Here is a 24,507-nt window from a genome sequence, read left to right on the forward strand (position 1 = left end):
GGCCCAAAATATCAACAGGTTACGTATGGTGATCCGGGTGATCCGGGTTTAAGGAACATATATGCGCGTGCGCGTGTACGCGCGTGTATGTGCGCGCGTCATACATCCCCTGGAGCTTTTTTATAGAAAAAAACATGGATCACCTGGATCAGTAGCAACAACTGGCTGGAATTACAGGTTGAAAAGTGATCCGGGTTGCACCGCCCAACCTGGATCAAACCCGGATCACCCGGATCAGCCCGGCGTTGGCACCGGCCTTTGGGCGGCGTGGGGTTAACGAGGGGAGAGGGGGCAGACATGACGGAATCCCTGGAAAAGCTGCGGCAGAAATACGGTACCTCAGGGGCGTGCGGCCCCGGTGAAGAGGGGGAACCGGACCGGCGTGCGGCCGGCAGCCCGGTGAAGGGATGGCGCAGCGTACCGGAGATCGGAGCCCTGCGCGAATACCTGGACGCCCATCCGGAGCTTGGGGCCAGGGTGGGTCTGGTTGGCGAAAGCGGGTTGAGCATGCGGTTCACCGCGTCCGTGGACAACCGCGACGGCGGCAAGTTGATCCAGGCGGCATTCGAGGCGGCGGCGTTATTGCTGGATGCCAAACCGGAGATATTGCGGCTGGTCTCCACCGGCGAAATCCGCATGCGGCGGTTTGAATGACTCATTGGAAGGATAGCGCATGAAACTCTCCGTGCACGGCAGCCGGACGCTCAATGATGAACGGGTCAAGATCCTGCTCATGGAGGAGATCGAGGCTCACGGGATCACCGAGATCGTCACCCATGCCGAACCCGAGGGCGTGTGCAAGGTGGCCCGGGACCTGTGCAAGGAAAAGGCGATCCCGCTCAAGCTGCACTTCCTGAACTTCAAGTACCTGCGCGGGGCGTTCGAGCACCGGTCCGTGGACGTACTCAACGACGGCGACCGGGCGATCTTCATCCATGACGGCAGAAGCAAGGGAACGGCCAACGAGCTCATCCTCGCGAAGAAGATGAACGTGCCCCACACGTTCCACGAGCTGGAGAAAACCGAATACAAAAGCAGTGTGGGTTTTGAAATAACGCAGGACTGGGGCGCGGAGCTGGAACCCCTCGAGCTGCCCGAGATCCCCAAGCTGGTTTAGGAATACCCGATGAACATCGACCGCAACCGGATCGACACGCTTTTAAAGACCGTCGGCGACAGCGACAAGGCCCGGCTGACGACCCTGTACAACGCCACGGTGTCCACCCTCAAGGCCTACAACCAGGAGAGCACGGCATCGAAGCTGCGCGACTGGCAGGCCTCGGAAAAGGCCCTGGCCGAGGCGGTGGCGGACGTCGAAGGGTCCGGTACCGCCCTGCAGGACAGGGATACTACCGTCGGCACCATTGCCGATGTGGCCCGGTGGCTGCGGGTCGAGGGGTATTGTGCCCCCGGCCGGGATGAACCAATAAAAAAGTCCAAGGTGTACCAGGACCGGCGGTCCGGGCTGCTCTCGTTCGCGGACAAGAAAGCCATCACCATGACCGAGGTGATGGCCTATGTGGCCCGGGCGCAGCTGATGCAGGCCGGGTTCAACCGGGCGGACGAGGCCGAGGATCTCAACATCCAGAAGCTGCGCCACGAAACGCGCAAGGCCAAGGAGGATGCCGACCGCAAGGAGTTCGAGAACGCCAGGGACCGGGGCTTGTACCGCAAGATCGATGAGGTCGAGCTGCACACGGCCATGAAGATCGCCACCCTGGAAGCCGGATTGAAGCATGCGGTCCGGACCAACGCGAGCGACTGGATCGCCGCGATCGAAAAGGCCCGGAACAAACCCCAGGCATTATGTGATCAGGTTTATCCGGTGATCGACGAGCTGCTCGACGAGTTCGGCCGTATGGACGAGATCGGTGTGGTCGTGAAAAGGAGGGACTGATGGAAATGCTGCAGGCGATGCGGGCATGTTCTCCCGGCGGATATGTCGCCCGGAAAGCTTATCCGAACCGGAAGTACTACAAGGACAGGAACGGAATCTTCCCGGAGGCGGCCCGGGTCGACCATATCGACTTTATCTCGACCGACTGGGAACACCACTTGGCAAGTTTTCAGAATTTCAACCGCCTTAATCCTGAGGAGTCCAGGTCCCTTCGAAATTAAAGAAGCCGGATATTTTCCGGCTTCATCGCTCTTTGAAAATTTGCGGTGGCGTTGCGATTTCAGGTTACGAAAAATCCCAAGACCAGCGTCATCGTGGAATTCTAAAAATACCATCGCAGGCCGATCATGAAATTTTGACTTTCATAATCGATCTTACCTGTATTCGTTACTCCCCAATTGGAGGTTCCGGCAACCTCAATGTCATCGGAGTATAGATATTTATAGGAAAGATCCAGAACGAATGTTTTGGTCACGTCCCAGGCAATGCCGGCGGTCAGTTGGTAGGCCGCAACGGAATCGCTGTCGTCATACCGGACGGTTGTTGAACCCCCGTATACGGCCGTACCGTTGTCTTCCACAAAATTGTAACCGATACCTGCACCGAGATAAGGGGTAAACGGGGTGCGATTTTCCATGTCCAGGTATCCGTTGAGCATGAAGGCAGTTGAGGTCACGTCACCGCTGGATACAGTATCATTTCCGAGGAGGGTGATCGCGCCGATATCGTTTTCGCGATGGGCAACTTCCCCTTCCAAGCGAAAATAACCGAAATCGTATCCCACAACAGCCGCAATCGTATACCCGCTGTCCATTTCACCTGTAGCACCTTCGCTTTCCGTGTCTTCCATGTCGTTGATTCCGCCCTGAACACCCAGATAGAACCCTTCGGCTGCAGAAGCCACGGAACCGTTTTCTGCCGGTACAACCATAAGCATCAACACTGCAACAGCATAAGCCAACTTTCGCATCTTTTTTCCTTTCAATTGTTTAGGGTTTGAATGAGTGGGTTGTGCTCAAAAAAATTTCGAGTAAAGAGAATATCGGCAAATTTGAGAACTCACTTTAGTGAAAAAATGAGATTTTTCCATTGATGAATAGGTATCTACGGAGATTAAATATGTTTGAGACATCAGGTTGGATAGCCTGCCTGGCCATGGCGATGGTGTCCTTGTACCAATACCTCAAAGCCGAGCATGCGCTATTGCTCGAGCACAGGATGGTAACGGTCTCGGGTGACGGGCTTGCCCCTCACCTCGAGAAAGCGATGCTTGAAGTTTTTGAGGAGATACAACGCAACGCCGCAGAGAAAAAGCCGCCTTCTTCTTCGCCCGGGCAGCCGGACCAGTTTCGATTCGAGGTGACCATCGCGTTTTCTGCTGAGGATGAAGGCTATTTCGCTTCTTCCGCTCAGATCCCGGGCTGCTCGGCCTGGGGGCCCACCGTCGAGTATGCAATCCTCGAATTCGGTTTCGCCCTGCACCTGTACATGCAAACCATGATCGAGGACGGGGAGACGTTCCAATGGCCATGATCGATTTCTTCAGCCACCCGGTGCCGATCGGCACCGGGTGGCTGACCGAGGAGCAGCTCGAGCAGCTGGGCAGCGGTGTTTCCTCCGTGCGGTTCTCGAGGGCTGAGCGGCGCGTGCTGAAGAAAAAAAAGGCAATCCGGCCGTCGGTATGGGCCGAGCGCCACCGGCATCTGCCCAAGGATGCGGCGGTGCCCGGACGCTGGAAGAACTCGACCGTTCCCTATGCCGCCGGCATCCTGGACGCCAGCTTCTTTTCCTCGGTCCAGGAGATCGTGGTGTGCGCGGCGCCGCAGACGGCCAAATCGGAGATCAACTACACCTGCCTGGGATATGCGGTCGACCGCAGGCCCGGCAACGCCCTGGTGGTCATGCCTGACGAGAACACGGCCCGGGAGAACAGCAGCGACCGGATCAGGCCCATGTTCGAGGACAGTCCCCGGCTGCGGTCCTACCTCACCGGGTACGCCGACGACCTGGCCTCCAACAAGATCAAGCTGCAGAACGCCATCATCTACATGGCCTGGGCCAACAGCGCGGCCAGGCTGGCCAACAAGCCGTTGCCCTATGTGGTCCTGGACGAGGAGGACAAGTATCCGGAGACGGCCACCAAAAAAGAGGCCAGTCCCACGGACCTGGCCAAGAAACGCACGCGGACGTTCGCCCACATGCGCAAGATCTGGCGGACCAGCTCCCCGTCGGTGGAGACCGGTCCCATCTGGCGGGCGCTGACCACCGAATGCCAGCTGGTGTTCGATTACTGGGTAAGCTGTCCCCGCTGCGGCGGTTATCAGAAAATGACCTTCGAGAACATCCGCTGGCCGGAGGACCTGCGCGATCCCCTGAGGATGAAGGCCGAGCAGTCGGCCTGGTACGACTGCGTCCACTGTTCGGCGAAATGGGATGACGCCGACCGGGACCTGGCGGTCCGGGCGGGAGAGTGGCGCGACCGGGGCAAGGGCCGGGGTCTGAATGCGGCATTGAGTTCTATCCGGCCGGTGACCATCGGGTTCCACATCCCTTCCTGGCTGAGTCCCTTCGTCAAGCTGTGGGAGGTGGCCCATGCCTTCCTGGAAGGCCTGGGCAACCGCAACAAGATGAAGGACTTCCGCAACGGCCATGCGGCCGAGCCGTGGCTGACGGTGGCGGTGGAGCGCAGCGAGGACCGCATCCTGGCCCTGGCCGACGACCGGCCGCGGGGCATGGTTCCTTCCGGGGGGAAAGTGGCTTGCCTTTTGGCCGGCGGGGACACCCAGGACGACGGCCTGTACTACGAGATCCGGGCCTTCGGCTACGGGATGGAACGGGCCTCCTGGGGCATCCGCGAAGGCAAGGTGCCGACCTTCGAGGCCCTGGCCCAGGTGCTGTGGGCCGACCAGTACGAGGATGCCGATGGAAAGGTGTACCCGGTCCGGTTCGCCCTCCTGGACGCCATGGGACACCGCACCAGCGAGGTCTACGATTTCTGCCGCATGCACCGGGGCAGGATCCTGCCGACCATGGGCAAACAGACCATGGCCACGCCCTATGGTTATTCGAACCGGGAATACTATCCGGGTTCCAAAAAGCCGATCCCGGGGGGGATCAAACTGGTGCGCTTCGACACCAACTATTTCAAGAACCAGCTGGCCGGGATCCTGGAGATCGCCCCCGGGGATCCGGGATGCTGGCACTACCACAGGGAATTGACCCAGGACTGGGCCCGGCAGATGACCGTGGAGGGCATCAACGATAAGGGGGTATGGGAGAACCCCCAGGAACGGCCGAACCACGCCTGGGACTGCGCAACGCTGTTGCTGCTGGCCCACGAGGTGCTGGGGGTTTCGTTCTGGCCGAAGCGGGATCCGCAAAAAAAGGCGGCGGCCAGGCCGGAGCCGGAAGAACCGCCGGCAGCCCGCCGCATCGTCTACGAGCGTCCCCGATGGCTGAACCGATGAACGAATCGCTGCGCGTGGTCTGCTTTAAAAATGCGGAGGAGATCGCAGCCTATGTCCGGGAGGATCCCAAGCGGATCAACCTGCTGGTCGCTGATGAAAACCTGCCCGCCTGGAAGCGCAACGGCATCGGACCCTGGCGGGCGCTGAACATCGACCTGGACCAATGGATGGTCGGGCAGAGGGACAAGCATTACCACCACCGGGAAACCGGGACCGCATCACATGAACGTCGAGGTGGATCAAGATGATAACCAGTTCCAATAAAATCCTGATCGGCAAGCAGGCGATCATGGATTACCTGCAGATGAGCGAAAACACGATCATGAAATTCGTCAAACGAGGCCTGCCGGTGCGCATCATCGACAATCGTTATTATGCCCATACCGACAACCTGGACCGGTATTTTCAGGATCTGACGTCGAAGGAAAACGAGGCGGGTAAATAGTTCATTTTGGTAGACTGGTGATTTGGCACCTCATACTGATGTCAGCAAAATTAAATGGAAACCATTTAATCAAAGAGAATACGGACCTTATCTCGCCAGTTGTTGAACGATCGGTCTATCAAAAATATAGCGCGGTGAGGTTGACTGGACGCTTACAAAACAATGCTTGACATTTTAATATAATTTCTTTATATAATTTATTTATATTATATAATTATACTCACGCGCCAACGCCTGAAGGCGGTGGGTTGCAGTCGATCTTTAAAGCGCGGACGAATATATTCGGCCGAACCACCGGCTATGATGGAATTTGGCAATCCCGGCCCTTCTGGCCTACTGAAGTCTTCACCTGAAGGTGAGGTTTTTTTTCATTCTCCGAGAGAGACAATAATTTTTCAGTGAGTTTTTTATGTCTAGGAAAGCAAGATTTACAAAAACCGATGTTATAGACACAGCCTTCAAATTGGCCAGGAAACATGGGTGGGCAGGCTTATCTGTGAATGCTGTTGCCGAAAAGCTTAGTTGCTCCTCAATGCCGATTTATTCTCATTTTAAAAACATGGAGCAGCTGCAAGATGCAGTTGTCATCAAAGGATGGAGCCTGGTTGAAGAATATGAGATTAAGGAGTACACGGGAGATAGATGGGTTGATCAAGCGATTGGATATGTTCGATTTGCTAAAAAAGAAAATCAATTGTTTCGATGCTTAATAGACGGGCGCAACTTGAAACTACATCGGAAAATGCAACAACAAAACTGGAAGAATCTTACTGCACAGTTAACCGATTATGAAGGCTTTAAAGGCTTGAGTGATGCGTTGATTATCAGAATCCGATACTCCAGGTACATGTTAAGCTATGGTATCGCCATTGCGGTAAGCATGGGATATAGCGAAATCATCAATTCTAATAAGCTAATCTCCAGTTATTTAACCTCTGCCAGTCATGCTCTGCTGTTAGGATATCAGCAAACACCTCAGTTGGATGAGGTTACCGAAGTGTCATTAAATGAGTACCACAAGAAGTACCACAGTAAATTTAAAGAATTCTGATTAACAAACAGAGTATATATAGTGAAGGTGGAATTGATTTTTCCCCGCAAAATGGAGATTGATCAATGGATATCCTGAAAAAGCACTGTACTGTTTTTATCACAGCAATCTTTTTGTCGCTTTTGTTTTCACACACACTGCTGGCAGGCTCTCCCAGCCGATTTGACTACTGGCCGACTCACGGCTGGAAAACAACAACCCCCGAAGAACAGGGAATGGACTCTGGCAAACTGTTTGACATGATAAAGATTATTCACGATTCAGCCTTAAAAGTCGATTCGGTTACTATTGTCCGCAATGGTTATATCGTATTGGACAGCTATTTTTATCCATTTCCGGAAAATACAAAGCACAACCTCTACTCTTCCTCTAAAAGTGTGATGTCCATTTTAATAGGCATCGCCATTGAAAAAAAAATCATCAAAGATGTTAAACAATCTGTCTTATCCTTTTTTCCAGACAAAGCCATTGCAAATATTGATGAAACCAAGAAAAAAATGACTCTGGAAAACCTGCTAACCATGACGACCGGTTTTGAATGCAAAGATAGTTATCTCCATGGTAGAACGGGACTCTATGAAATGATGAGGAGCAGCGACTGGGCGCAGTATGTATTAGATCTTCAAATGCTTGAACCTCCGGGAGATGTCTTCGAGTATTGTAATGGTGCGACCTATCTGCTTTCAGTCATTCTGAAGAAATGCTCCGGTAAAAATAGCCTTGACTTTGCCAGGCAATATCTCTTTTCCCCTTTGGGGATAACTGATGCATACTGGGATACCAATTCCCAGGGAATCGACTGGGGATTTTCCAACCTGCGATTAACCCCTCATGACATGGCCAAAATCGGCTGGCTGTTCTTAAACCATGGAAAATGGGACCACAATCAGGTGGTTTCAGCTGACTGGGTAAGAGACTCCATTCAGAGACACATCAAGGCGGATACATTAACCGAATTTTATGGATATCAGTGGTGGGTGGGAAAAGACTACTATTCTGCAATAGGTTCAGGAGGGCAGTTTATTTTAGTTGCACCCGAACAAAACATTGTGGCCGTTTTCACTGGCACAATACCAGTGGGGGGGCAAATCATGATGGTTAAAAATCTCTTCAAATCCCATATTATAGCCAGCGCCACGTCTCAAGAACCTCTGCAACCTAACCCGGTTGCCCAAAAATCGTTAAAGGAACTGCTGGCCACGGTTCACTCCCCGCCTGCGAAAAGGCCCGTTTCTGCAATGCCGGAGATTAGTGAAACCGTATCTGGGAAACGTTATGTTTTTGAAAAAAACCTGCTGGGTATGCAGGAGTTGACCCTGACCTTTTCAACAAACAGCGATCAAGCAGTAATGAAGCAGTTATTCCAGGGCGAGGAACGCACATTTGCCGTCGGGTTGGATAATCTCCCGCGAATCACCGAAGTAAATGGAAGGCTCTACGCCTACCAGGGTACCTGGAAAGAAAATAATGTATTTGCCTACACCTATCGATATATTGGCGATGCTCGTTTTGGAGAAGTCCGTCTTGAGTTCAATGACGAAGAACTGAAATACACGGCCTCAGACATGGGAAATGCGACATACAATGCAAATGGCAGGCTTTACGAAACCAACCCCGTGAAAAGGTGGTGGGCAGAAAAAAAGCCAATCCTTTGGGCCTGGTTAACAAAATATGTTGGAGGACTGGAAGATGAGCCAGATCCTGACCCAATTACCAAGAAAGATATTTTAGGCACCTGGAAGGGAACGGATTCCTTAAATGGTACTCTTTCATTTACCTTCCTAGAGAATGATACCTATGTTTCGGAAAGAAAACCCAGTGCGCGGAAAGGCCCATCAACCGGAAACTATACGATTGAAGGCAAAACACTGTCTGGAGTATCATCAGATTCCAAAGGCACATTTTCTGCCAAACGATTCGGGCAGGAGATTAGTGGTGAGTGGAAACTTTTTGGATATCGTGCGGATTTTTCCCTCAAAAAGGAGGACTAAACTAAACCTCTTGAAACAAGTCAAAACACTATTTTTGAATTTGCCTCTAACGGTATCATATCTATAACACTATTGAAGGTTTACAATACAAAAATCCACTTATCTCCCGGTTCCAAGTCGTCAGAATAAAACTGTGATAACAGGTAACCCATCAACGGAATCGGGTTTGTCAGAAACTGCAACCACACCTTCGATCTTTCCTGTAGTTTCTAAAACGGATGCATTAAAGATCTTAATCCCTTGACCATATGATTATCCCCTTCATCACACCATATCATTGGGGCATCATATACGCCGCTCCCATTATGAAGACGGGCGCGCCATCTTGCGAGTCTTCCTTGCACCACTTGACAGTTATGAAACTAATGGACCGCAGAAGACATTCTTTTCTATCCTTGCAAGAACACAAGTATCTACAATTCAGGGATTTGAATAAAATGGTAACACCAGGGCTAAGCCGTTTCCTTGAAAGAAAGCAAATTCCTTCTTCGCTGCAATTTAGCACATTGGCATGAATCTCCTTTGGTTCCCCAATGTTGAAATGCAGCGTTATCGGCCCCTCGATAAGATGACGTGAAGAAATGCGTTTTTCCAGATTATAATTCAATGGTCCTTCTTCCTTACGCCAAGGCACAAATACTGGGTAGGTTGGAAAAAAAGCTTAAAATTCCAGCAGCATTGCTGAAAATCGGCAAACGATGACACGGCTTGCCTCAAGCAGGATCCCAAAATAGAAAAGGCCAGGAAGTGAACGGACTTTCGCCCGCGTGCCTTCTTGGCCTTGGTTGTTTACGAATTGCTATCGTCGATTATGATGGGGAATAAAGCATTTTCGTAATGCTGTAAAGCTGCTTCCGATCAGTTGAACTTTGCCTATAGAAAGAATGGTCGATTTTGTCAAGATATCAATTCTACTATAGATCCTAAACTTATAAGCGGTTTACTTCACCCCGGAACAGTGAAGGCCGGCAAGGTTCGCGAAATTTAACTGTGCGGTTCGTCTATTTGCGCCGCGCAAGTAATTTATCCTGAAATCTTCAGGTTTTCCACTCATTGACATTCCGCCCAACCGAGATATATACTTTGGTATCTATCAAAGTCAGTCGGAGGTGTACCATGCAAACCGCAAAAATATTCATCAATGGCCGCAGCCAGGCGGTAAGGCTGCCCAAAGATTTCAGGTTCTCCGGAAATGATGTTTTCATAAAAAAAATCGGCAAGATGGTTGTCCTTTTGCCAAAAGACGATCCATGGTCCTCCCTGGTCAACAGTCTTGATCAGTTTACCGAGGACTTTATGGATAGCAGACATCAACCCGACCATGATTCCCGGGAGCCATTCGAATGAGATTCATGCTCGATACAAATATCTGTATTTATTTTATCAAGCGAAAGCCCGCCAACGTCATAGAGCGTTTTAAGCAGACTGAAATTTCTCAAATCGGGGTATCGTCGATTACATTGAGCGAGCTTTCCTACGGTGTTTCAAAAAGCTCGAGGCCCGAGCAGAACCAGATGGCTCTGGCCCAATTTATCGCACCCCTTGAAATCCTGCCTTATGGCGATGACGCTGCCCACTATTATGGTGATCTCAGAACCCGTTTGGAAAAACTGGGCACACCTATTGGTTCGCTTGATATGTTAATCGCCGCTCATGCACTTTCCGTTGGCTGCACGCTTGTCACGAACAACGAAAAAGAATTTACCCGGATACCGAATCTAAAAATTGAAAATTGGGTGACTGGTTCGGATCGATCAATGGCTCCGCAACCGAGGTAAACAAAAAGCTCAGGTATGATGCGGAACGGAATAACCAGTCGGTGAGTTTGTCGTCAAGCAAATCGGTGCCAAGTTTTATTCGGGGAGGAGTTTTTTCTCTTGACGAAGCTTGCAACGGTGGAACCCCGGATCCCGAAATTTATAAGAAAAGCGCATCCCTCTTCCCCATAGAAACGTATAAAAGTATGACCATAGATCTCCGCATATTTGTTCGATATGGGAATCCTTTTTTATCCGGACCATTCATCACTGTCTAATAACTGCCGAAGTCTCTGAGAGATCTCTGCCGCATTAAACGGTTTTTGAATAAAACCGTTGCAGCCGCGCTGCATGATCAGGCGGGCCTGCCCATCGATGGTATATCCACTGGAAAGGATGACCCGCATCTGCGGCCGAATCTCCCGGATACGATCAAACGCCTCACCGCCACTCATTCCCGGCATAATCATGTCCAGGAGTACCAGATCAATTTTCGAGCCCATCCGTTGAACTGCCTCAACAGCCGCCTCCCCGCTATTTACCGCTACGACACGGTACCCCAATCTTTCCAGCAACGCCTGGCCGACTTCTAAAATCATATCTTCATCGTCAACCAGCAGCACCGTCCCGGAACCCCTGGCGATTTTTCTGTCTGTCGGAAGATCCGGGACTGCCATCTTGTCGGACATCGGCAAATAAATATTGAAAGTTGCGCCGTGTCCCTCTTCGCTGTAGACAGTGATGATTCCGTCGTGGTTTTTTATGATTCCATAGGCCGACGCCAAACCCAGGCCCGTCCCCTTGGCCTTTTCTTTTGTGGTAAAAAAAGGATCGAATATCCGCCGAAGGGTCTTTCTTCCCATACCGATACCGGTATCGGTGACGGACACATGGGCATAATGTCCCGGTTCCAGTTGATAGGGGGCACAAAAGTCGCTGTCCAATGCGACAATTTTTGTCCCAAGGTACAGTTCCCCGCCATCGGGCATTGCCTGCCATGCATTCACGTACAGATTGATCAGCACCTGTTCGAGCTGTCTTTGGTCAGATTCCACCACAATAGGCTTATTTTTAAATTGGGTATGGATGCTGACCTCTTTTTTTGTCCGGCCGAACATCCTGGCCGTCTTGAGAATCAATTCGTTAATATCGGTGGGCTTGACCTCGTATTTTCCGCCTCTGGCAAATCCCAGCAGCTGATTGGTCAACTCGCTCGCGCTACGGATGTATTCATGGATGGCGGATAGATGTTCCACGTGCGGGTGCGACTCATCCAGGTCCATGGACATCAATGATGACCGGCCCTGAATGCCCATCAACAGATTATTAAAATCGTGCGCAATGCCGCCCGCGAGTGTGCCAAGAGAATCCATCCGTTCTGCATTTTGCAGCTGGGCCTGCAGCCGCTTTCGCTGGCTGATGTCCCGTATAACGCCATGGGTGCCGACATGCCGGTCTTTCCCATCCGGCATGGATGGATCGTAGATCCCCATGGACTTGAGTTCAACGGTCAAAAAGTCGGCTTTGCGGGTATGGCGCAAAACCTGCCCGGTAAGCTTCAGGCGCAGTTCAAGCCCCGACGTGGCGCGATTTTTCCGTCGTCTCTCGTTGACATGCCAGTTGGCCTTTTTCCGGTCTTCTTCACACACTATCGTGGAATAGTGCTTGCCGATCAAATCATCGGGCGTAAATCCCAACAGGTGTTCCACCGCACTGCTCAAGAAGGTAAAATTCCCGTCCGTATCCAGCGTATAGATTATGTCCGGGCTGTTCTGCACCAGATAACGGTATTTTTCTTCGGAAAGGTTCAGCTCCCTGTCAAGGGTTTCCTTTTCCCTTTTCAGTGCTCTCTGAGCCAGGGCGTTTTCCACGGTCTTGAGGAGTTCATCAAATTCAAACGGCTTTCGAAGGTAGTCGTACGCACCGCTTCTCAGGGCGGACAGCGCGGAGTCGAGATCCGCATCCCCGGTAATGACGATCACCGGGGTGTCAGGACAATGGGACCTGATATGGTTCAAAATTGCATGGCCCGTCAAATCCGACAAATGGACATCCAGAATGGCCAGGTCGAATACCAAATTATTTAATAAAACCAGTGCGGCCCGGCCACAGTTCGCCGTGGATATCTCATATTCGTTGCTTTTGAGAAGAGCCTCCAGGCTTGCGCACATGCGAAGCTCGTCATCGACGATCAGGATTATCGGAGATATGGACATTTACGATCCCGCATATCTATTGTGCGTTGTTTCATGAAAGCAGTTCGGTTTCAGGTGCAGAAAAGGAGTCCAATAGCCGGTTCAGGCGATTTAATCCGGCATGCAGTTCATTTCTGCTGGCATGATACATGATGTTCAATATCTCCTGCCGACTATCTTTATCCGAGGCATTGGACAGTCGCCGATCGACTTCCGACTGCAGTCTTTTCAGGCGTGGATATTGTTCAATTAATGCTTCGGATTTCGCGGTTAACAATCCAACCGCATTGTCATAGTAATGTTTGTCTTCCATATTTCTCTCTCCTTGATAAGCCGGTTTCCCGGCTTATGTGAAAGCATCGATGCTTAAAGCCCGTTTCATCCGCGATTGAAAATTTCCGTAAACCTATATACTCTTTTGAACGGTCAACCGGATCACAGCTTGAATTGCTCAACCATCTCCTTTAACCGTTCGGAAAGCGTGGATAACTCCTCTGCACTCATTCGGACCTGTGAGCTGGCATTGGCGATCTCTTGGGAAGCGGTATTGACCTCAACGATATCTTTTGAAATCTCCCCCGAAACGGTTGAGGCTTCAGTCACGTTCCGGGTTACCTCTTCAATACCCTGGGATGCCTGGGCGACATTGCCGGCAATCTCCTTGGTGGCGATGGACTGCTCTTCGATTGCCGAAGCGATATTGCCGACGACGTCATTGACCTCGTTGATGATCTCGGTCACCTGTTTAATCTCAGAAACGGTGCTCTGCGTTGAATCCTGGATGCCTTCGATCTGCTGGCGGATCTGCAGGGTAGCCTCGGATGTCTGCTTGGCTAATTCTTTTATCTCATTGGCGACTACGGCAAAACCCTTGCCCGCCTCGCCGGCACGGGCAGCCTCGATGGTCGCGTTGAGGGCCAGCAGGTTGGTCTGCTCGGAAATGTCCGTTATGGTTTCGGTGACTTTCCCCACCGCCTGGGCTGCTTTCCCCAGCTGTTCCATCTTCTGGGAGGCGCTGGTGGTCTGATTGACGGCGTCTGAAGAGATTGAACGCCCTTTTTCCGTATTCTGGGCGATTTCCTGGATGGTCGAACTCATTTCCTCTGCGGCCGAGGCCACGATCCCTACATTCTGCGAAGCCTGCTCCGCGGCAGCTGACACCGAATTCATGTTGGCGGACATTTCTTCGGCGGCGGTGGCTACATTGGCCGACTTTCCGGCGGACTGTTCGGAGTTGGACGACATCTGCTGGGAGATCGCCGAAAGCTCGGTGGATGAAGAAGCCAGGGTCTCTACGCCCTTGGTGATATCAGTAAACATTTTTCGCAAATTGTCGACCATGCGCTTCATGGCCGACAACAGTTCTCCAATCTCATCCTTGCTGCTGACTTCAATATCCTGGGTCAGATCGCCACCGGCCACCCGCGTTGAGATCCCAACTGCATATGCCATCGATTTTTTGATGGTCAAAGCGATCCACGCAGCAATTATTCCACCGATTAACAGGGCGATGCCGCAGAATGAATAGATCATGAAATTGGCACGTTTGATCTGGGCTTCCATTTTGGTTTTCTGATCAGCCCGGGCTGTATCACACACCTCTCGTGCGGTACGGGCGGCATCCACCATTGCCTGATCGCTCTTTTTCTGATCAGCGATCTTGCCGAAAAACTTATTGAATTCTGTGTAATACGCTGACAGGGAGTCCAAAGCCGAATTAATTTGAGTTATGTTTTTGGGGCTTTGAAATCTCTTTTTCAGATCAACACCCAGCGCCGTGGCCTCTTTCATGCGTTCCGTAATTGCATCCAGATACTTTTGCTCGCCTGAAAGGATCAGCTCTTTTTCATTTTTCCGGACATCGATGAACCATTTAATCATCCGGTTGGCATCATCCGCTTTGACAAGTTTATCGTTCAGGCTTGCCTGGAACTCGGCCTGGTTTTCAGATAAATTTTTATTTTTTAATATCCCGCCCAATTGTTCCTTCTGGTCCGTACGGATTTCTTCAAGTTTTGATATGGTATCCCGAGCCCTGGCTCTCATCTGTTCCATCAACAGAGCCTTGTCCTTTTCGATCGCCACATACTGACTGAATGCAGCGTTATATTCATTAACTTTGGTTAAAACCTCGTCCATCTGTTCTTTGTTGACAGCCTGGTCGAATTTTTCTTTGGTCTCGTTAACCTGCTTGACCAAGCTGGCCAATACTTCAGCGACCTTGTCGACATACTCTTGATCGCCACGGATGACGAAATTTTTCTCATGTTGACGAGCCTGTTGGATCATTTTTACCATCCGGTTGACATCGTCTGCCTTAACGACACGGTCAACCGTTCCGGTCATTCCGGTCATTCCGATATAGCCAACCATAAGCATCAGGATTAAAACGATGCTGAATCCGATAACGATTTTGGTAGAGATTTTGATGTTGTTAAGCATTGCGGTCCTCCATTTCTTCAGTTGTAAGGTTTGCCAATTTCAGTTTTCACCGTGACTGTTTTGCTTTTACGTAACATCACTTTCCAACAAGCGACGCTATAAGTAATGGTTAAAGATTCGCATTGTACCTTAGATAGAGATATCCGATAAAAAGCTAAAATTTATTTAAAAAATTTGATTCAGTATGACATCGAAAGCAGTATCGGGATAAAATTGGAATAGTTGATATTAAATAAATATCAGTAAAATATGAGGTATAAACCTAATAGATTGGCGAATTCGCAGAAAAATGAGAACTACTTAGAGTGCAGGTGGGTTGATAGGCTTTCTTTTTTCTTGTTAAGACCGAGCTTTTTCCGAATATTGTTCCGGTGGAAAGAAATCGCCGCAGTTGATACATTGAGTAAATTCGCAATTTCCTTACTTCTTTTTCCTTGCTTAATCAAGTCAATGATGAGGCTTTCGGTGCGAGTTAATTTTTTACTCGATAAAGTTTCGAAACCGGTATCATAATCAACTATCTTTTCCAGATTGTTACTGATTATATTCAAATACATTCGCGCATCTGAACTTATTTGTTCTTCCTTTAATTTTTCGACAAAAGGGGAAATATTATTTTTCAAATTTGCAGATATCTTTTCGTAAATACGAATATTTTCTTTATTCCGTTGTTCAAGCAGCACTTCAAGCGTTGTACATATTTTACTAAGTTGAAGTTCCTGATACAAAATTGTTTTATCTCTATGCGCCAACGCTTCTTTGGTCGGTTCTTGGTTCGACAATTCGGTTGTGGCGCTCACGGAATAAAGTTGGCTGTTAACCTGGATCAGACAGGCTGAACATAAACAGTCACGTAATTCTCCGTCTTTTCTTCGAAGCGTAATCGGGAAGGCTGATAGTTTTTTCTTTTCTTTGAGGGACTGGACAAAAGCAAGCCTTTCTTTTTGATCCGGCCAGAGTCCCAATTCGATTGAAGACTTGCCAACCGCTTCTTCTCCATATCCTGTAGATTTAAAAAAAGCATGATTGGCTTTTATAATTATACCTTCATTTACCGTGGATAAAACGGTCCCAATGGGGTTTAACTCAAACATAAGGCAATGAGGAACGCTGCAGTTGTCGATCAACAGTTCGGATTTGATCATTTTTCAGGAACTTGGACTTTATAGAAAGCTATTCTATTTTCGACATGTTGAGTTGCCGGTTTTAAAATTTTTAAATCAGATACCGTAAAGTCAAAAAAGACACAACAAAAAATTTTATTTCCAGAAAAATTCAATTGCCTCTGGCAGAAAAAATCCTCGTCATGTGTCATAAGTGGCGAGGAACGTTCCCTCCAATGAACACATTTGTTCCACGGTCAATCCATCAGCTAAAATCCGTTATTCGATATAATTTGCCTTCTTGAAACTGGAATTCGGAGCGCCCGGTTAGTCGCAGGGTGTCACCCGCCCTCATCCCGTTTGGCAAGTCGGTGGCCAGCACACCTTCAAATTTGATATCGACAGCGACTGAATCACCGACTGATTTGAAACTGGTTATCTACTGGCGGCGGGAAGAGAACAGTGATTTCGATTGCTCTGCCAAATGTTCGGAGTTCATCGACTCTGGCGGGCTGCGCGTTTACCCCGCCCCCGGAAAGATTTTCGAACACGACCTCGGCTATCTGGTTTTAGGTCATTTGGTTAGCTTGGCGACCCCGAATTCCAAGCTTCATCGTGGTTTATAGATGCTTTTTGATAAAATAAGTTGGTATGTTCCGTTTTCTTTCATTTCATCGAGGTTTTTCTGCCATAAAGCGATTGTTTCATCCGGTACGCTTAAAGATGCGGCAATATACATATCCACACCAATATCGAGGAAAGCGATTCTGATTTCTTTTTCTGCTATTTTTTCAAATTGAATGGTATATTTTAGTATCAAATAGGGTGCGTACCAGGCATCGATTCTATTGCCGGCAACCAGCTTCTTAGCATTAAATTTTTCCGAAGTAACAATCTGAAGTTTTTCAAAAGCCAGTTCATGTAAACGGAAGGCAGTTGGTGTGCTTTCATTGACACCTATCTGGAGGTTTTTAAAATCATCGATGTTTGAAAAGATTCTTTTATCCGAACTGCGAACGGCAAATACAAACCGGTCATTCAGAATAGGGCCAATCCACTTAAAGGATTTTTCCCTGTAAGGCCTTCTGGTATAGGGGAATAGCATCATCTTTTGGTTTTGCGAGTATTGCAGCGCACGTTTCCAGGGCAGTATGATGATTTTTCCGGGATAGCCGGCCTGACTCATTAATTTTGTAATAATATCAACAGCTATTCCGGAGAACTGGCCATCCTTAAAGGAGGCATACGGAGGGAATTCATTGGTTACAAGCATCAATCGATTGGGATCCTGAGCGAAACTGGAAGCGATGTTAAAAAGAGACACCATCATTAATAGTACCGTTACTATGGTTTTTCTTGTCATCTTTTTTTGATCTACCCAAGAGTGTCAACGGGCCCAAAACCGGAAAAAGCCTTTTCTTCGATTTTAGCGGAAATCAATTTAATCCTTCCTAAAAACCAGCCCGTGCCGATCAACAAAACCGCATCAGATATAAAAACGACGTTCAGTTCTGTTAAAATTCCAGGAAATATGAAAATCCTTGAAATTATGACAGCAACAATGATCACGATCCCTGTGAAATTCCGTTCGAGGGTGAATTTATTATCGGTTTCCCTTTGTCTGACTTTTTGTGTTTTAGCCGATACCAGGATCATCATCCTGCCGAGAAGGAAGAACAATATATAATGAAATGGCAGCGCGTTGATGAAGGAATCGTATAAAATGATGCAAAACGTTATCAGGAAAATTATGAAATAAATCAGTTTCCTGATCCTGACTCTCCGGTCGACGTGGTTTTTGTAATAATCCCTTTTCGCATTCATTTCGTTAACCCTCCCGACGATCCACCCTTGCTTTTAATTCTTGGCCCGGCCTGAAAAAAGGGAGCTTCTTAGGTTCAATTTTCACCGGCTGACCCGTTTTGGGATTGCGGCCGGTGTAGGACCTGTATTCCCTTACAGAAAAGGAGCAAAACCCCCGGATTTCCACTCTCTTCTCACCTTTTGCCAGAGCGTTGGCGATTTCATCGAAAAAGAGGTTGACGATTTTTTCGGCCTCCGGTTTGGTAAGGCGTCCATCGGCGTCTCTTAGGGCCTGGACAAGTTGGATTTTGTTCATACAGCTAAGGTTCCAAAAATTAAGATTTATGATGTGGCCTTTGATTCCTTCTTTTGACCAATTTGTAAAGAGTGTCCCCCACTCCCCCGACTGCCCCTCTGTTCAAAATAGGTTGCCTACTTATAATTGATTGACATCCCGGGTGGCCCACAGCTCACGCAGCAAAACTGACAACATGGTAGACGTTGTATTGCGCAAGATAATTTGCATTTAGATGATTGGCGATGTCCGCGGCGCTGGCATTTACGTAAACGCCAAAGTTTGCATCAAAAAATAGGCGAACTGCTCGGCGCCAGGCAACCACATGCCCGCGTCCACCAGCGGCAGTGTTGACCATCCAAGCGAATACGTTGTCTTGGGCGGCTGCCGTAAAGGTTGCGGCGGCGGCGGGGAAGTTCGATTGAGCAAGGGGAATGGGATTGATGCCGTTCACATTGCCGTATTGAGTCGTTACGACCCCGATAACGGCGTTGGGGGTTGATGAAGGCGGAACATCGCCCAAGCCGTTGGCGCTGGCCTGGATAATGGTTCGTTTATCATTACCATTGTTATAGATTGTCTGAATGGCGTTGGCACTTTTCAACGTTGAAATGTAGCCGGCATCTTTTTTCTCGGCCAGCCAGGCGATGCTGAGGGAAAAGCACACTCCGTTGTCGTTCGGAGCGATAAGCCCGCCAATGTAGTTTCCCTGAACAAACTGACATGCTCTAATCATCGTTTTCCTCCTCGATATCCATCGGTATGCCATCTTTCCCTGAAATATTCGGATTGTACAATTTGTAAACTATGTCTTTTCGGCCACCAATAGTTGATAATTAAAATGCGGTTTCGCTGTTCTTCAGCATATGGAAGTCCCGACTGCCCTCCCAGAGTTTAGCCATGCTTGCCCCCGTGAAAAATTAAAAAGCAGGAAATGGAATTGCGGGATCTGTTTGTTTCCCGATTTTCTCTTTTTCAGGCCTTCAAACTGTCCTTATAAAGTCCAGGTGCCGTAGAAATATTTGTCCAGGATCCCGGCCGCCTCCTCTGCAGCCCACTTTTCAAGACCGAGTTTTTTTATGCGGCAAAGATTGTAGACCTTGGTGTTGTGCCATTTTTCCGCCTGGTCCCGGTAGGGATGAAGGTATTCGCAGGGAAACTCGCTGCACTCGGCACAGGTTTGCATGCCGGTACCTTCGATGCATTGGTACACCCGGCATTCCATGGGGTGATGAGCGCATTTGCCTTCTTCGGCCCGGCAACCCCTGCATTTGATGGCATCCACCGGAGCATTGAAAACGCCAGCGATGGTTTCGGCCATCTCCTGGTCAAACTGGGCCAGATAGAGATAGCATTCAAAACATGGCAAACCGCAAGGGGCAGTCATGTAGGCATAATCGGTCCCTTCATTCTGCCGTTGTGTCTTTAAATTGCCTCCCATCTCCCTTATTTTAAGAAAGGTTTCCATGCTCATGATAATTACCCCGCAAATTCAGTTGATCTCCTGCTGGTTGGTCATTTTTTAAAGAATATCCACAACTCTTCCCTACAGCTTATCGGTAACTAGGACCCTGTCTTTCGCACCGAGATCCGGGTCACCTACAAGTTTATAAGTTAAGATCGTCCCGGAATCATACGTCCCCGACTCCATATAGGTTGATCAAAGCAGATACCATCTAAAAAGTTAACAATTAGGAGGCGACCCTGTTGTCTTCAATCACCCAACAGATGGTTTCCGAGCCAGTCGGCAATGGTTGATAGCACTTGTTCAGGCAACTGGTTGGTATGCTGCAACAATTTTGCGTAGCCGCTCCTGTTTCCATTTGGATCTTCAAGAAATAGATGATTATGATTTCTGAAAATGACGACCGTCACGTCTTCATTTCCGCTTGTGCGCATCGTTTTTGCCAATAAATCCGCGTGGTCGACCGGGACCTGGGCATCCTTGTCCCCGTGAAGTATCAATGCCGGGCAGGAGACATGTTCGGCTGTCGGCAGCGGCATATACTCAATGAATGATCTGAACCAAAGCCCGCCTTCTCCTCTGGCAAGTGCGCGCCTCAGTCCACGCATCGATTTTGCAAACTCTTGCTCTTTCTCGGTTTCGGACAAATCAGATCGTTCGTCAATCTTGCGCCTTTGCTGGTATTCAATGATCTTATAGCCGTTTGTAGCCGTTGCGGCCATCATGACCACAGCCCGGATGGACGGGTCGGAGGCGGCAATCAAAGGCGCAATGTTCGCGCCTTCGCTAAGACCCAGCAATGCGATCCATTCTCCATCGATTTCTTTTCTATTTTTGAGGTATGCGACCCCTGCCCTGCTATCATCCGCCCTTTCCTGAATTGTCACATTTTCTAATGCATTACCTCCTGAACATCCGGTTCCCTGGTCATCCATGCGCAGGACAGCAATACCTTCCCTGGATATTGCGTCTGCTATCTGGCGGCAAGGTCGATACAGACTCATCGGCTTATGTCTGTCCTGCATGTGATCGCGTTCCTGGGGACTTGAACCTGTTATTAAAAGGACTGCCGGGCAGGAAGAAGCATCAACAGACGGTAACGTGAGGGTTCCCGCTAAAGCGTACCCTTTTGAAGTTGGGATCCGTACTTCTTCAGCAATGTAAGGGGCGCCAGGTTCCGATTCGTAGTGTTCAGGCGGGTAACAGGGGATTTTTTTATCGCATCCTGTCGCTATGATAAAGATTAGAAAGCATAGTACAAAAAACTTGTCATGTCTCATTACAGATCTCCGATACCTTATCCAACTGGTTTTAAGATCTGAAAAAATTATATTAGTGACTTTCCCTGCTAAATTCCCCCGGAACGCTTAAATAGTTTTTTATGATTTAATGAAATGTCCCGCAGCCCCTTTCCATTGGCGGTGAGATTGCTTCATTACCAAAGATCTCGTAGCAAGTTTCGATGTTATTCGGAGTTGAAATCTTTGCAGCAGTCATGAGGGTATATCCAAATACAAGGAAGAAGGATGGTTGTTTATAAATTGATGGACGTCCCGCCTGTCCCCGCACCCTACATCAGGATAGTTTGTATAATTTGTAAACAACGTCCCTTCCTCCCCCCGTAACGTGCTCTTCAGCGGGCGCGGCTTTTTTCGCTCCGCTGAAAGAGCGAGGTTATGCTTTTTTATCATTTTAGAAAAATATTTCTGGCTCTTTTCTATCCTGGCAGTTTTGTTGTAGTGCCTGAATAGCGGATTGAAAATTTGGCTCGTTCATTTGCCTTGCTTCTTCCGGGCAGATTTTCACACATGCAAAGCATATAAGACATTGCCACCTGTCTGTTTGAGTTACATCATCAGGAGAAATTGCTCCGGTAGGACACACTTCGGCACATTGTCCGCACTGTGTGCATTTTGATGTGTCTGTTTCCGGGGTTAGGGCTACAACCGATCGGGCCTCTTTTATCATATTTAAGTTTACGGGTTCGATATAAGGAGACTGGCCGGGAATTGTAATAGCAGTTAAATGCCCCGATGATTCCACTTTTTGCAGTTTCTTTCGAATCGCAGCACCAAATTCCTGCGCTTTCCGGATATCACTTTCGTCAGGACGATTTTGTGCAATCGGATAATTTTTTGAGGAATACGAATGCTCGGCAACAAAGGCTCCTCCAGCTACCGGAATAAATTCAGCCTCCACAGCTATATCATATAATTCTTTGAGGGCATCTTCAAATGCTCTGTTTCCATATACCGCAACAAGCACAACAGGAGTATGCGTCGCTTTTAATAATGTTAAGTATGGCAAAATTTCCTCTGGCACACGACCGTAATATACTGGGGTTGCGAGAATAACAATATCGTCTTCGCCTAATAATGGTGGACCATTGCGTTGCGCCCTTTTGGTTATATCAATCATTTCTATAAATTCAGGACGAATGCCCTGAGTAATACTTTCTGCAATTTTCTTTGTTGTTCCAGTTGGAGAGAAGCATAGACAACGAACTGATTTGATTTCCATTTACTGCCTCCATATTTAACAGCAGTCGTGGTAGGGATGCCGGTTACCCGGCACCCACCGCACAGATCCCGGCGTGCGGTATTCCCGCACCGGGCTCCTCAGTGGTACTCGCTTCCGCGATTCCTGTTATGAAACGTTGCTGTTCCCCACAGTGAGGTTTGCTTGCATGATCCAGCCCTACATGTCCGGTGCGAAGTTTCCTTTGAGGGCTGCATACCACTGTCAACCCCTTCCCCATGTGATCGGCGCGACCGTCTCAGAGTACTATGGGTTGATCCGACTCCCAAATGACCATAGGGTTCCTACACGTTTTCGCTTAAGTTCCCCTTCCTCATGGTATCATTTAGGTTTGCGCATAGTCCTGTTTCCGGGTTTCCCTTTCGTGCCTCAATATCGCCATACCTTATGACACCCAGGAGCCAAATGGGCCTCCCAAGTTCCTGTGTGCATCTCTTCATGCATGCCACGGCCTGATGACTCCGGCAGACCTCCACATCCTTGCCAAAACGGATGCTTCTGTATTGCCTTCGGCGCACGTTAAAACCCTCGGCGTCCGCAATTGGCATTTCGAAGCTGTACCAGCTCTTCAGGGAGCGCGGCCTCCCCTACGGCCTGCATGATTCTCTGTGTACGCTTCACCTGTCTTGATCGCGTTATTTTGCTCCGCCACAGGCGCAACACTCGATACGGGTGGATGGCTAATCCTTACCCGACAGGGACTTGCACCCTGCAAGATGCACCAAGCTTCGCTTGGCGCGCTAACGTTTTGCGTGACCGGACGGGAAAACGATCTCGACCTACGCAAATGATGCGTTCAATGGTGACTACGCTAAAGCTAAGAATGGCAGCGTTTTCCCGGTCCGCTGTCCACGCAGTGGTTTATAATATGGCTCAACTTATTAATGGTCGCTATCGCTGTCTGCCTTTTTATTCCTGGCATGTGAAGCTGGCCGGATATTGGGCAAGCCGATCAAGCACCTCGTCTTTCATTTTGGGCAGAAAAATCGTTTTATCAAAGGCGTTTTTGATGAGGTCAAGGTTGGCCGTCCGGGTGTAATCCGCGAATTTTTCCGTGACATCCCCGGATGTCCGGGCGTTGATTTCAAAAATCCTGGCCGGTGCAGCGCAGGCGAAATCAAAGGCATCCAAACGGATGGAGCGCACTTTTTGGTTGTCAAAGGTTTTGAAATAAATCCGCAGATGGATGGGATCGTACACGATGCTCCACCGGGTGCCGCTGGTGTAGGTAACGCCTTTTCTTTCCCGGGTCACGCTCCAACTCACGCTTTTCAGGATGTCAAAGGCGTAATCCAAAGGCCCGGTACCATTGCCGGCGTCAAATGCCTTCACCATGTTTGCCGCCCTGATGAATCGCTCGATGGATTTGAACCGGTCGGGATTCGGGATCTTGTTTTGATGGTAGAAATCCACCGATTCGGTGTAAATATCGTTGGTCAGGACTTTGTACGGCAGTTTTTCATTTAAATGATACACTTTTTCCCCGCCGATAAACTCCACCACCGCGCAATTGCCCGCTTTGTCGCTGACAAAATAGTGGTTACGGATCCCTTTTTTGGGCCGGATTCGAATGAAGGCGTCGCTGTCCATCACCTCCTGGACTGTGGCGAAATTATCCAGCTGATACTGAATCCATTGCCACATTAAGATGGAGGGCCGCTTGTCGGGGGCCGGGTATTTTCCTGCGCCGAACAGGCCCGTGGATTCGACCACCAGGCCCTTTTCGTTCATGCCGCCGGCGGGCACCTCCCGGCCGTACTGGTTGAAGGTGATGGATCCGTATTTGGCAGTCCAGCTCGCCGGCGTCCCGATGTCGGGGTTATCATCGGACCAGAAATAGGGCATGGCGGTTTTCTTCAGTCCCCGCTTGTTGACCATGACCAGGCAATCGGGCACCATATAGTCGTAATTCTTGCCCACGAAAATTTGGCCCGAATGTTTGAGCTGAAAACCGGAGCAGGCGTCGGCACCGGAACTGGAGAACGCAAGAATCAAAATACAACCAACCAGGATGATGGAAAAATATTTCATTTATCCCCCTTTTTGGGTTGGGTGTAA

Annotated in this window: 25 protein-coding genes; 12 read left to right on the top strand and 13 right to left on the bottom strand. The window is 49.2% G+C overall.

Annotated elements, in window-relative coordinates:
* The first annotated feature begins 297 nt into the window (after nt 1-297).
* Genes ACHZBS_RS29595 through ACHZBS_RS29610 form a run of 4 tightly spaced genes read left to right on the top strand, consistent with a single transcriptional unit; the run spans nt 298 to nt 2,118 of the window.
* Entirely contained in the window at nt 298-654 is a 357-nt protein-coding gene (locus tag ACHZBS_RS29595; RefSeq protein ID WP_319410137.1) for a hypothetical protein, read from the top strand.
* A gap of 19 nt (nt 655-673) precedes the next feature.
* Nucleotides 674-1,117 carry a hypothetical protein gene (locus ACHZBS_RS29600; protein ID WP_319410138.1) on the top strand — a complete coding sequence of 148 codons (444 nt, stop codon included), beginning with the start codon at nt 674-676 and terminating at the stop codon, nt 1,115-1,117.
* Between the two features lie 9 nt (nt 1,118-1,126).
* Nucleotides 1,127-1,897 carry a hypothetical protein gene (locus ACHZBS_RS29605; protein WP_319410139.1) on the top strand — a complete coding sequence of 257 codons (771 nt, stop codon included), beginning with the start codon at nt 1,127-1,129 and terminating at the stop codon, nt 1,895-1,897.
* On the top strand, nt 1,897-2,118 hold the full coding sequence (locus ACHZBS_RS29610; RefSeq protein ID WP_319410140.1) for a hypothetical protein: 222 nt from the start codon (nt 1,897-1,899) through the stop codon (nt 2,116-2,118). Before ACHZBS_RS29605 ends, ACHZBS_RS29610 begins: the two co-directional genes overlap by 1 nt.
* Before the next feature lie 101 nt (nt 2,119-2,219).
* Here the strand turns inward: ACHZBS_RS29610 and ACHZBS_RS29615 are convergent, their stop codons facing one another.
* The gene (locus tag ACHZBS_RS29615) at nt 2,220-2,867 is read right to left on the bottom strand and encodes an outer membrane beta-barrel protein (protein ID WP_319410141.1); all 648 of its coding nucleotides are present in this window, start codon (nt 2,865-2,867) and stop codon (nt 2,220-2,222) included.
* Nucleotides 2,868-3,016: 149 nt separating this feature from the next.
* Between ACHZBS_RS29615 and ACHZBS_RS29620 the strand changes: the two genes are divergently transcribed.
* The 8 genes from ACHZBS_RS29620 to ACHZBS_RS29655 all read left to right on the top strand — a co-directional run bounded on the left by ACHZBS_RS29620 (nt 3,017) and on the right by ACHZBS_RS29655 (nt 10,629).
* A complete protein-coding gene (locus ACHZBS_RS29620) occupies nt 3,017-3,430 on the top strand; it encodes a hypothetical protein (protein WP_319410142.1) in 414 nt (137 codons plus the stop codon).
* The gene (locus ACHZBS_RS29625) at nt 3,421-5,364 is read left to right on the top strand and encodes a terminase gpA endonuclease subunit (RefSeq protein ID WP_319410143.1); all 1,944 of its coding nucleotides are present in this window, start codon (nt 3,421-3,423) and stop codon (nt 5,362-5,364) included. Before ACHZBS_RS29620 ends, ACHZBS_RS29625 begins: the two co-directional genes overlap by 10 nt.
* Complete coding sequence (locus ACHZBS_RS29630) at nt 5,349-5,612, top strand: hypothetical protein (protein ID WP_319410144.1); 264 nt, start codon at nt 5,349-5,351, stop codon at nt 5,610-5,612. The genes ACHZBS_RS29625 and ACHZBS_RS29630 overlap by 16 nt, the downstream gene beginning before the upstream one ends.
* Nucleotides 5,609-5,809 carry a hypothetical protein gene (locus tag ACHZBS_RS29635; RefSeq protein WP_319410145.1) on the top strand — a complete coding sequence of 67 codons (201 nt, stop codon included), beginning with the start codon at nt 5,609-5,611 and terminating at the stop codon, nt 5,807-5,809. Before ACHZBS_RS29630 ends, ACHZBS_RS29635 begins: the two co-directional genes overlap by 4 nt.
* A gap of 409 nt (nt 5,810-6,218) precedes the next feature.
* Nucleotides 6,219-6,860: a TetR/AcrR family transcriptional regulator gene (locus tag ACHZBS_RS29640; protein WP_319410146.1), complete on the top strand. Its 642-nt coding sequence runs from the start codon at nt 6,219-6,221 to the stop codon at nt 6,858-6,860.
* 65 nt (nt 6,861-6,925) lie between these two features.
* Nucleotides 6,926-8,851 (top strand): serine hydrolase, encoded by a 1,926-nt coding sequence (locus ACHZBS_RS29645; protein WP_319410147.1) that lies wholly within the window; start codon nt 6,926-6,928, stop codon nt 8,849-8,851.
* 1,116 nt (nt 8,852-9,967) lie between these two features.
* Nucleotides 9,968-10,198 (top strand): type II toxin-antitoxin system VapB family antitoxin, encoded by a 231-nt coding sequence (locus ACHZBS_RS29650; protein WP_319410148.1) that lies wholly within the window; start codon nt 9,968-9,970, stop codon nt 10,196-10,198.
* The gene (locus tag ACHZBS_RS29655; protein WP_319410149.1) at nt 10,195-10,629 is read left to right on the top strand and encodes a type II toxin-antitoxin system VapC family toxin; all 435 of its coding nucleotides are present in this window, start codon (nt 10,195-10,197) and stop codon (nt 10,627-10,629) included. Before ACHZBS_RS29650 ends, ACHZBS_RS29655 begins: the two co-directional genes overlap by 4 nt.
* A gap of 230 nt (nt 10,630-10,859) precedes the next feature.
* On the opposite strand, the gene ACHZBS_RS29660 is transcribed toward ACHZBS_RS29655, so the two are convergent.
* The 12 genes from ACHZBS_RS29660 to ACHZBS_RS29715 all read right to left on the bottom strand — a co-directional run bounded on the left by ACHZBS_RS29660 (nt 10,860) and on the right by ACHZBS_RS29715 (nt 24,480).
* Nucleotides 10,860-12,824, bottom strand: a complete 1,965-nt coding sequence (locus ACHZBS_RS29660) for a response regulator (protein ID WP_319410150.1) — start codon at nt 12,822-12,824, stop codon at nt 10,860-10,862.
* Between the two features lie 31 nt (nt 12,825-12,855).
* Nucleotides 12,856-13,116, bottom strand: a complete 261-nt coding sequence (locus ACHZBS_RS29665) for a hypothetical protein (protein ID WP_319410151.1) — start codon at nt 13,114-13,116, stop codon at nt 12,856-12,858.
* 122 nt (nt 13,117-13,238) lie between these two features.
* On the bottom strand, nt 13,239-15,245 hold the full coding sequence (locus ACHZBS_RS29670; protein WP_319410152.1) for a methyl-accepting chemotaxis protein: 2,007 nt from the start codon (nt 15,243-15,245) through the stop codon (nt 13,239-13,241).
* A gap of 296 nt (nt 15,246-15,541) precedes the next feature.
* Complete coding sequence (locus ACHZBS_RS29675; protein WP_319410153.1) at nt 15,542-16,390, bottom strand: LuxR C-terminal-related transcriptional regulator; 849 nt, start codon at nt 16,388-16,390, stop codon at nt 15,542-15,544.
* A gap of 568 nt (nt 16,391-16,958) precedes the next feature.
* Entirely contained in the window at nt 16,959-17,711 is a 753-nt protein-coding gene (locus ACHZBS_RS29680; protein ID WP_319410154.1) for a transporter substrate-binding domain-containing protein, read from the bottom strand.
* An 11-nt stretch (nt 17,712-17,722) separates the two neighbouring features.
* Entirely contained in the window at nt 17,723-18,172 is a 450-nt protein-coding gene (locus ACHZBS_RS29685; RefSeq protein WP_319410155.1) for a hypothetical protein, read from the bottom strand.
* A 4-nt stretch (nt 18,173-18,176) separates the two neighbouring features.
* Entirely contained in the window at nt 18,177-18,467 is a 291-nt protein-coding gene (locus ACHZBS_RS29690; RefSeq protein ID WP_319410156.1) for an HU family DNA-binding protein, read from the bottom strand.
* A 154-nt stretch (nt 18,468-18,621) separates the two neighbouring features.
* Nucleotides 18,622-19,182 carry a hypothetical protein gene (locus tag ACHZBS_RS29695; protein ID WP_319410157.1) on the bottom strand — a complete coding sequence of 187 codons (561 nt, stop codon included), beginning with the start codon at nt 19,180-19,182 and terminating at the stop codon, nt 18,622-18,624.
* A gap of 258 nt (nt 19,183-19,440) precedes the next feature.
* Nucleotides 19,441-19,920 carry a DUF3795 domain-containing protein gene (locus ACHZBS_RS29700; protein WP_319410158.1) on the bottom strand — a complete coding sequence of 160 codons (480 nt, stop codon included), beginning with the start codon at nt 19,918-19,920 and terminating at the stop codon, nt 19,441-19,443.
* Nucleotides 19,921-20,159: 239 nt separating this feature from the next.
* The gene (locus ACHZBS_RS29705) at nt 20,160-20,936 is read right to left on the bottom strand and encodes a serine aminopeptidase domain-containing protein (protein ID WP_319410159.1); all 777 of its coding nucleotides are present in this window, start codon (nt 20,934-20,936) and stop codon (nt 20,160-20,162) included.
* Nucleotides 20,937-21,603: 667 nt separating this feature from the next.
* Nucleotides 21,604-22,431: an EFR1 family ferrodoxin gene (locus ACHZBS_RS29710; RefSeq protein ID WP_319410160.1), complete on the bottom strand. Its 828-nt coding sequence runs from the start codon at nt 22,429-22,431 to the stop codon at nt 21,604-21,606.
* Between the two features lie 927 nt (nt 22,432-23,358).
* Nucleotides 23,359-24,480 (bottom strand): linear amide C-N hydrolase, encoded by a 1,122-nt coding sequence (locus ACHZBS_RS29715; protein ID WP_319410161.1) that lies wholly within the window; start codon nt 24,478-24,480, stop codon nt 23,359-23,361.
* Nucleotides 24,481-24,507 lie beyond the last annotated feature (27 nt).

The organism is uncultured Desulfosarcina sp., assembly GCF_963664155.2.
GTDB lineage: Bacteria > Desulfobacterota > Desulfobacteria > Desulfobacterales > Desulfosarcinaceae > Desulfosarcina.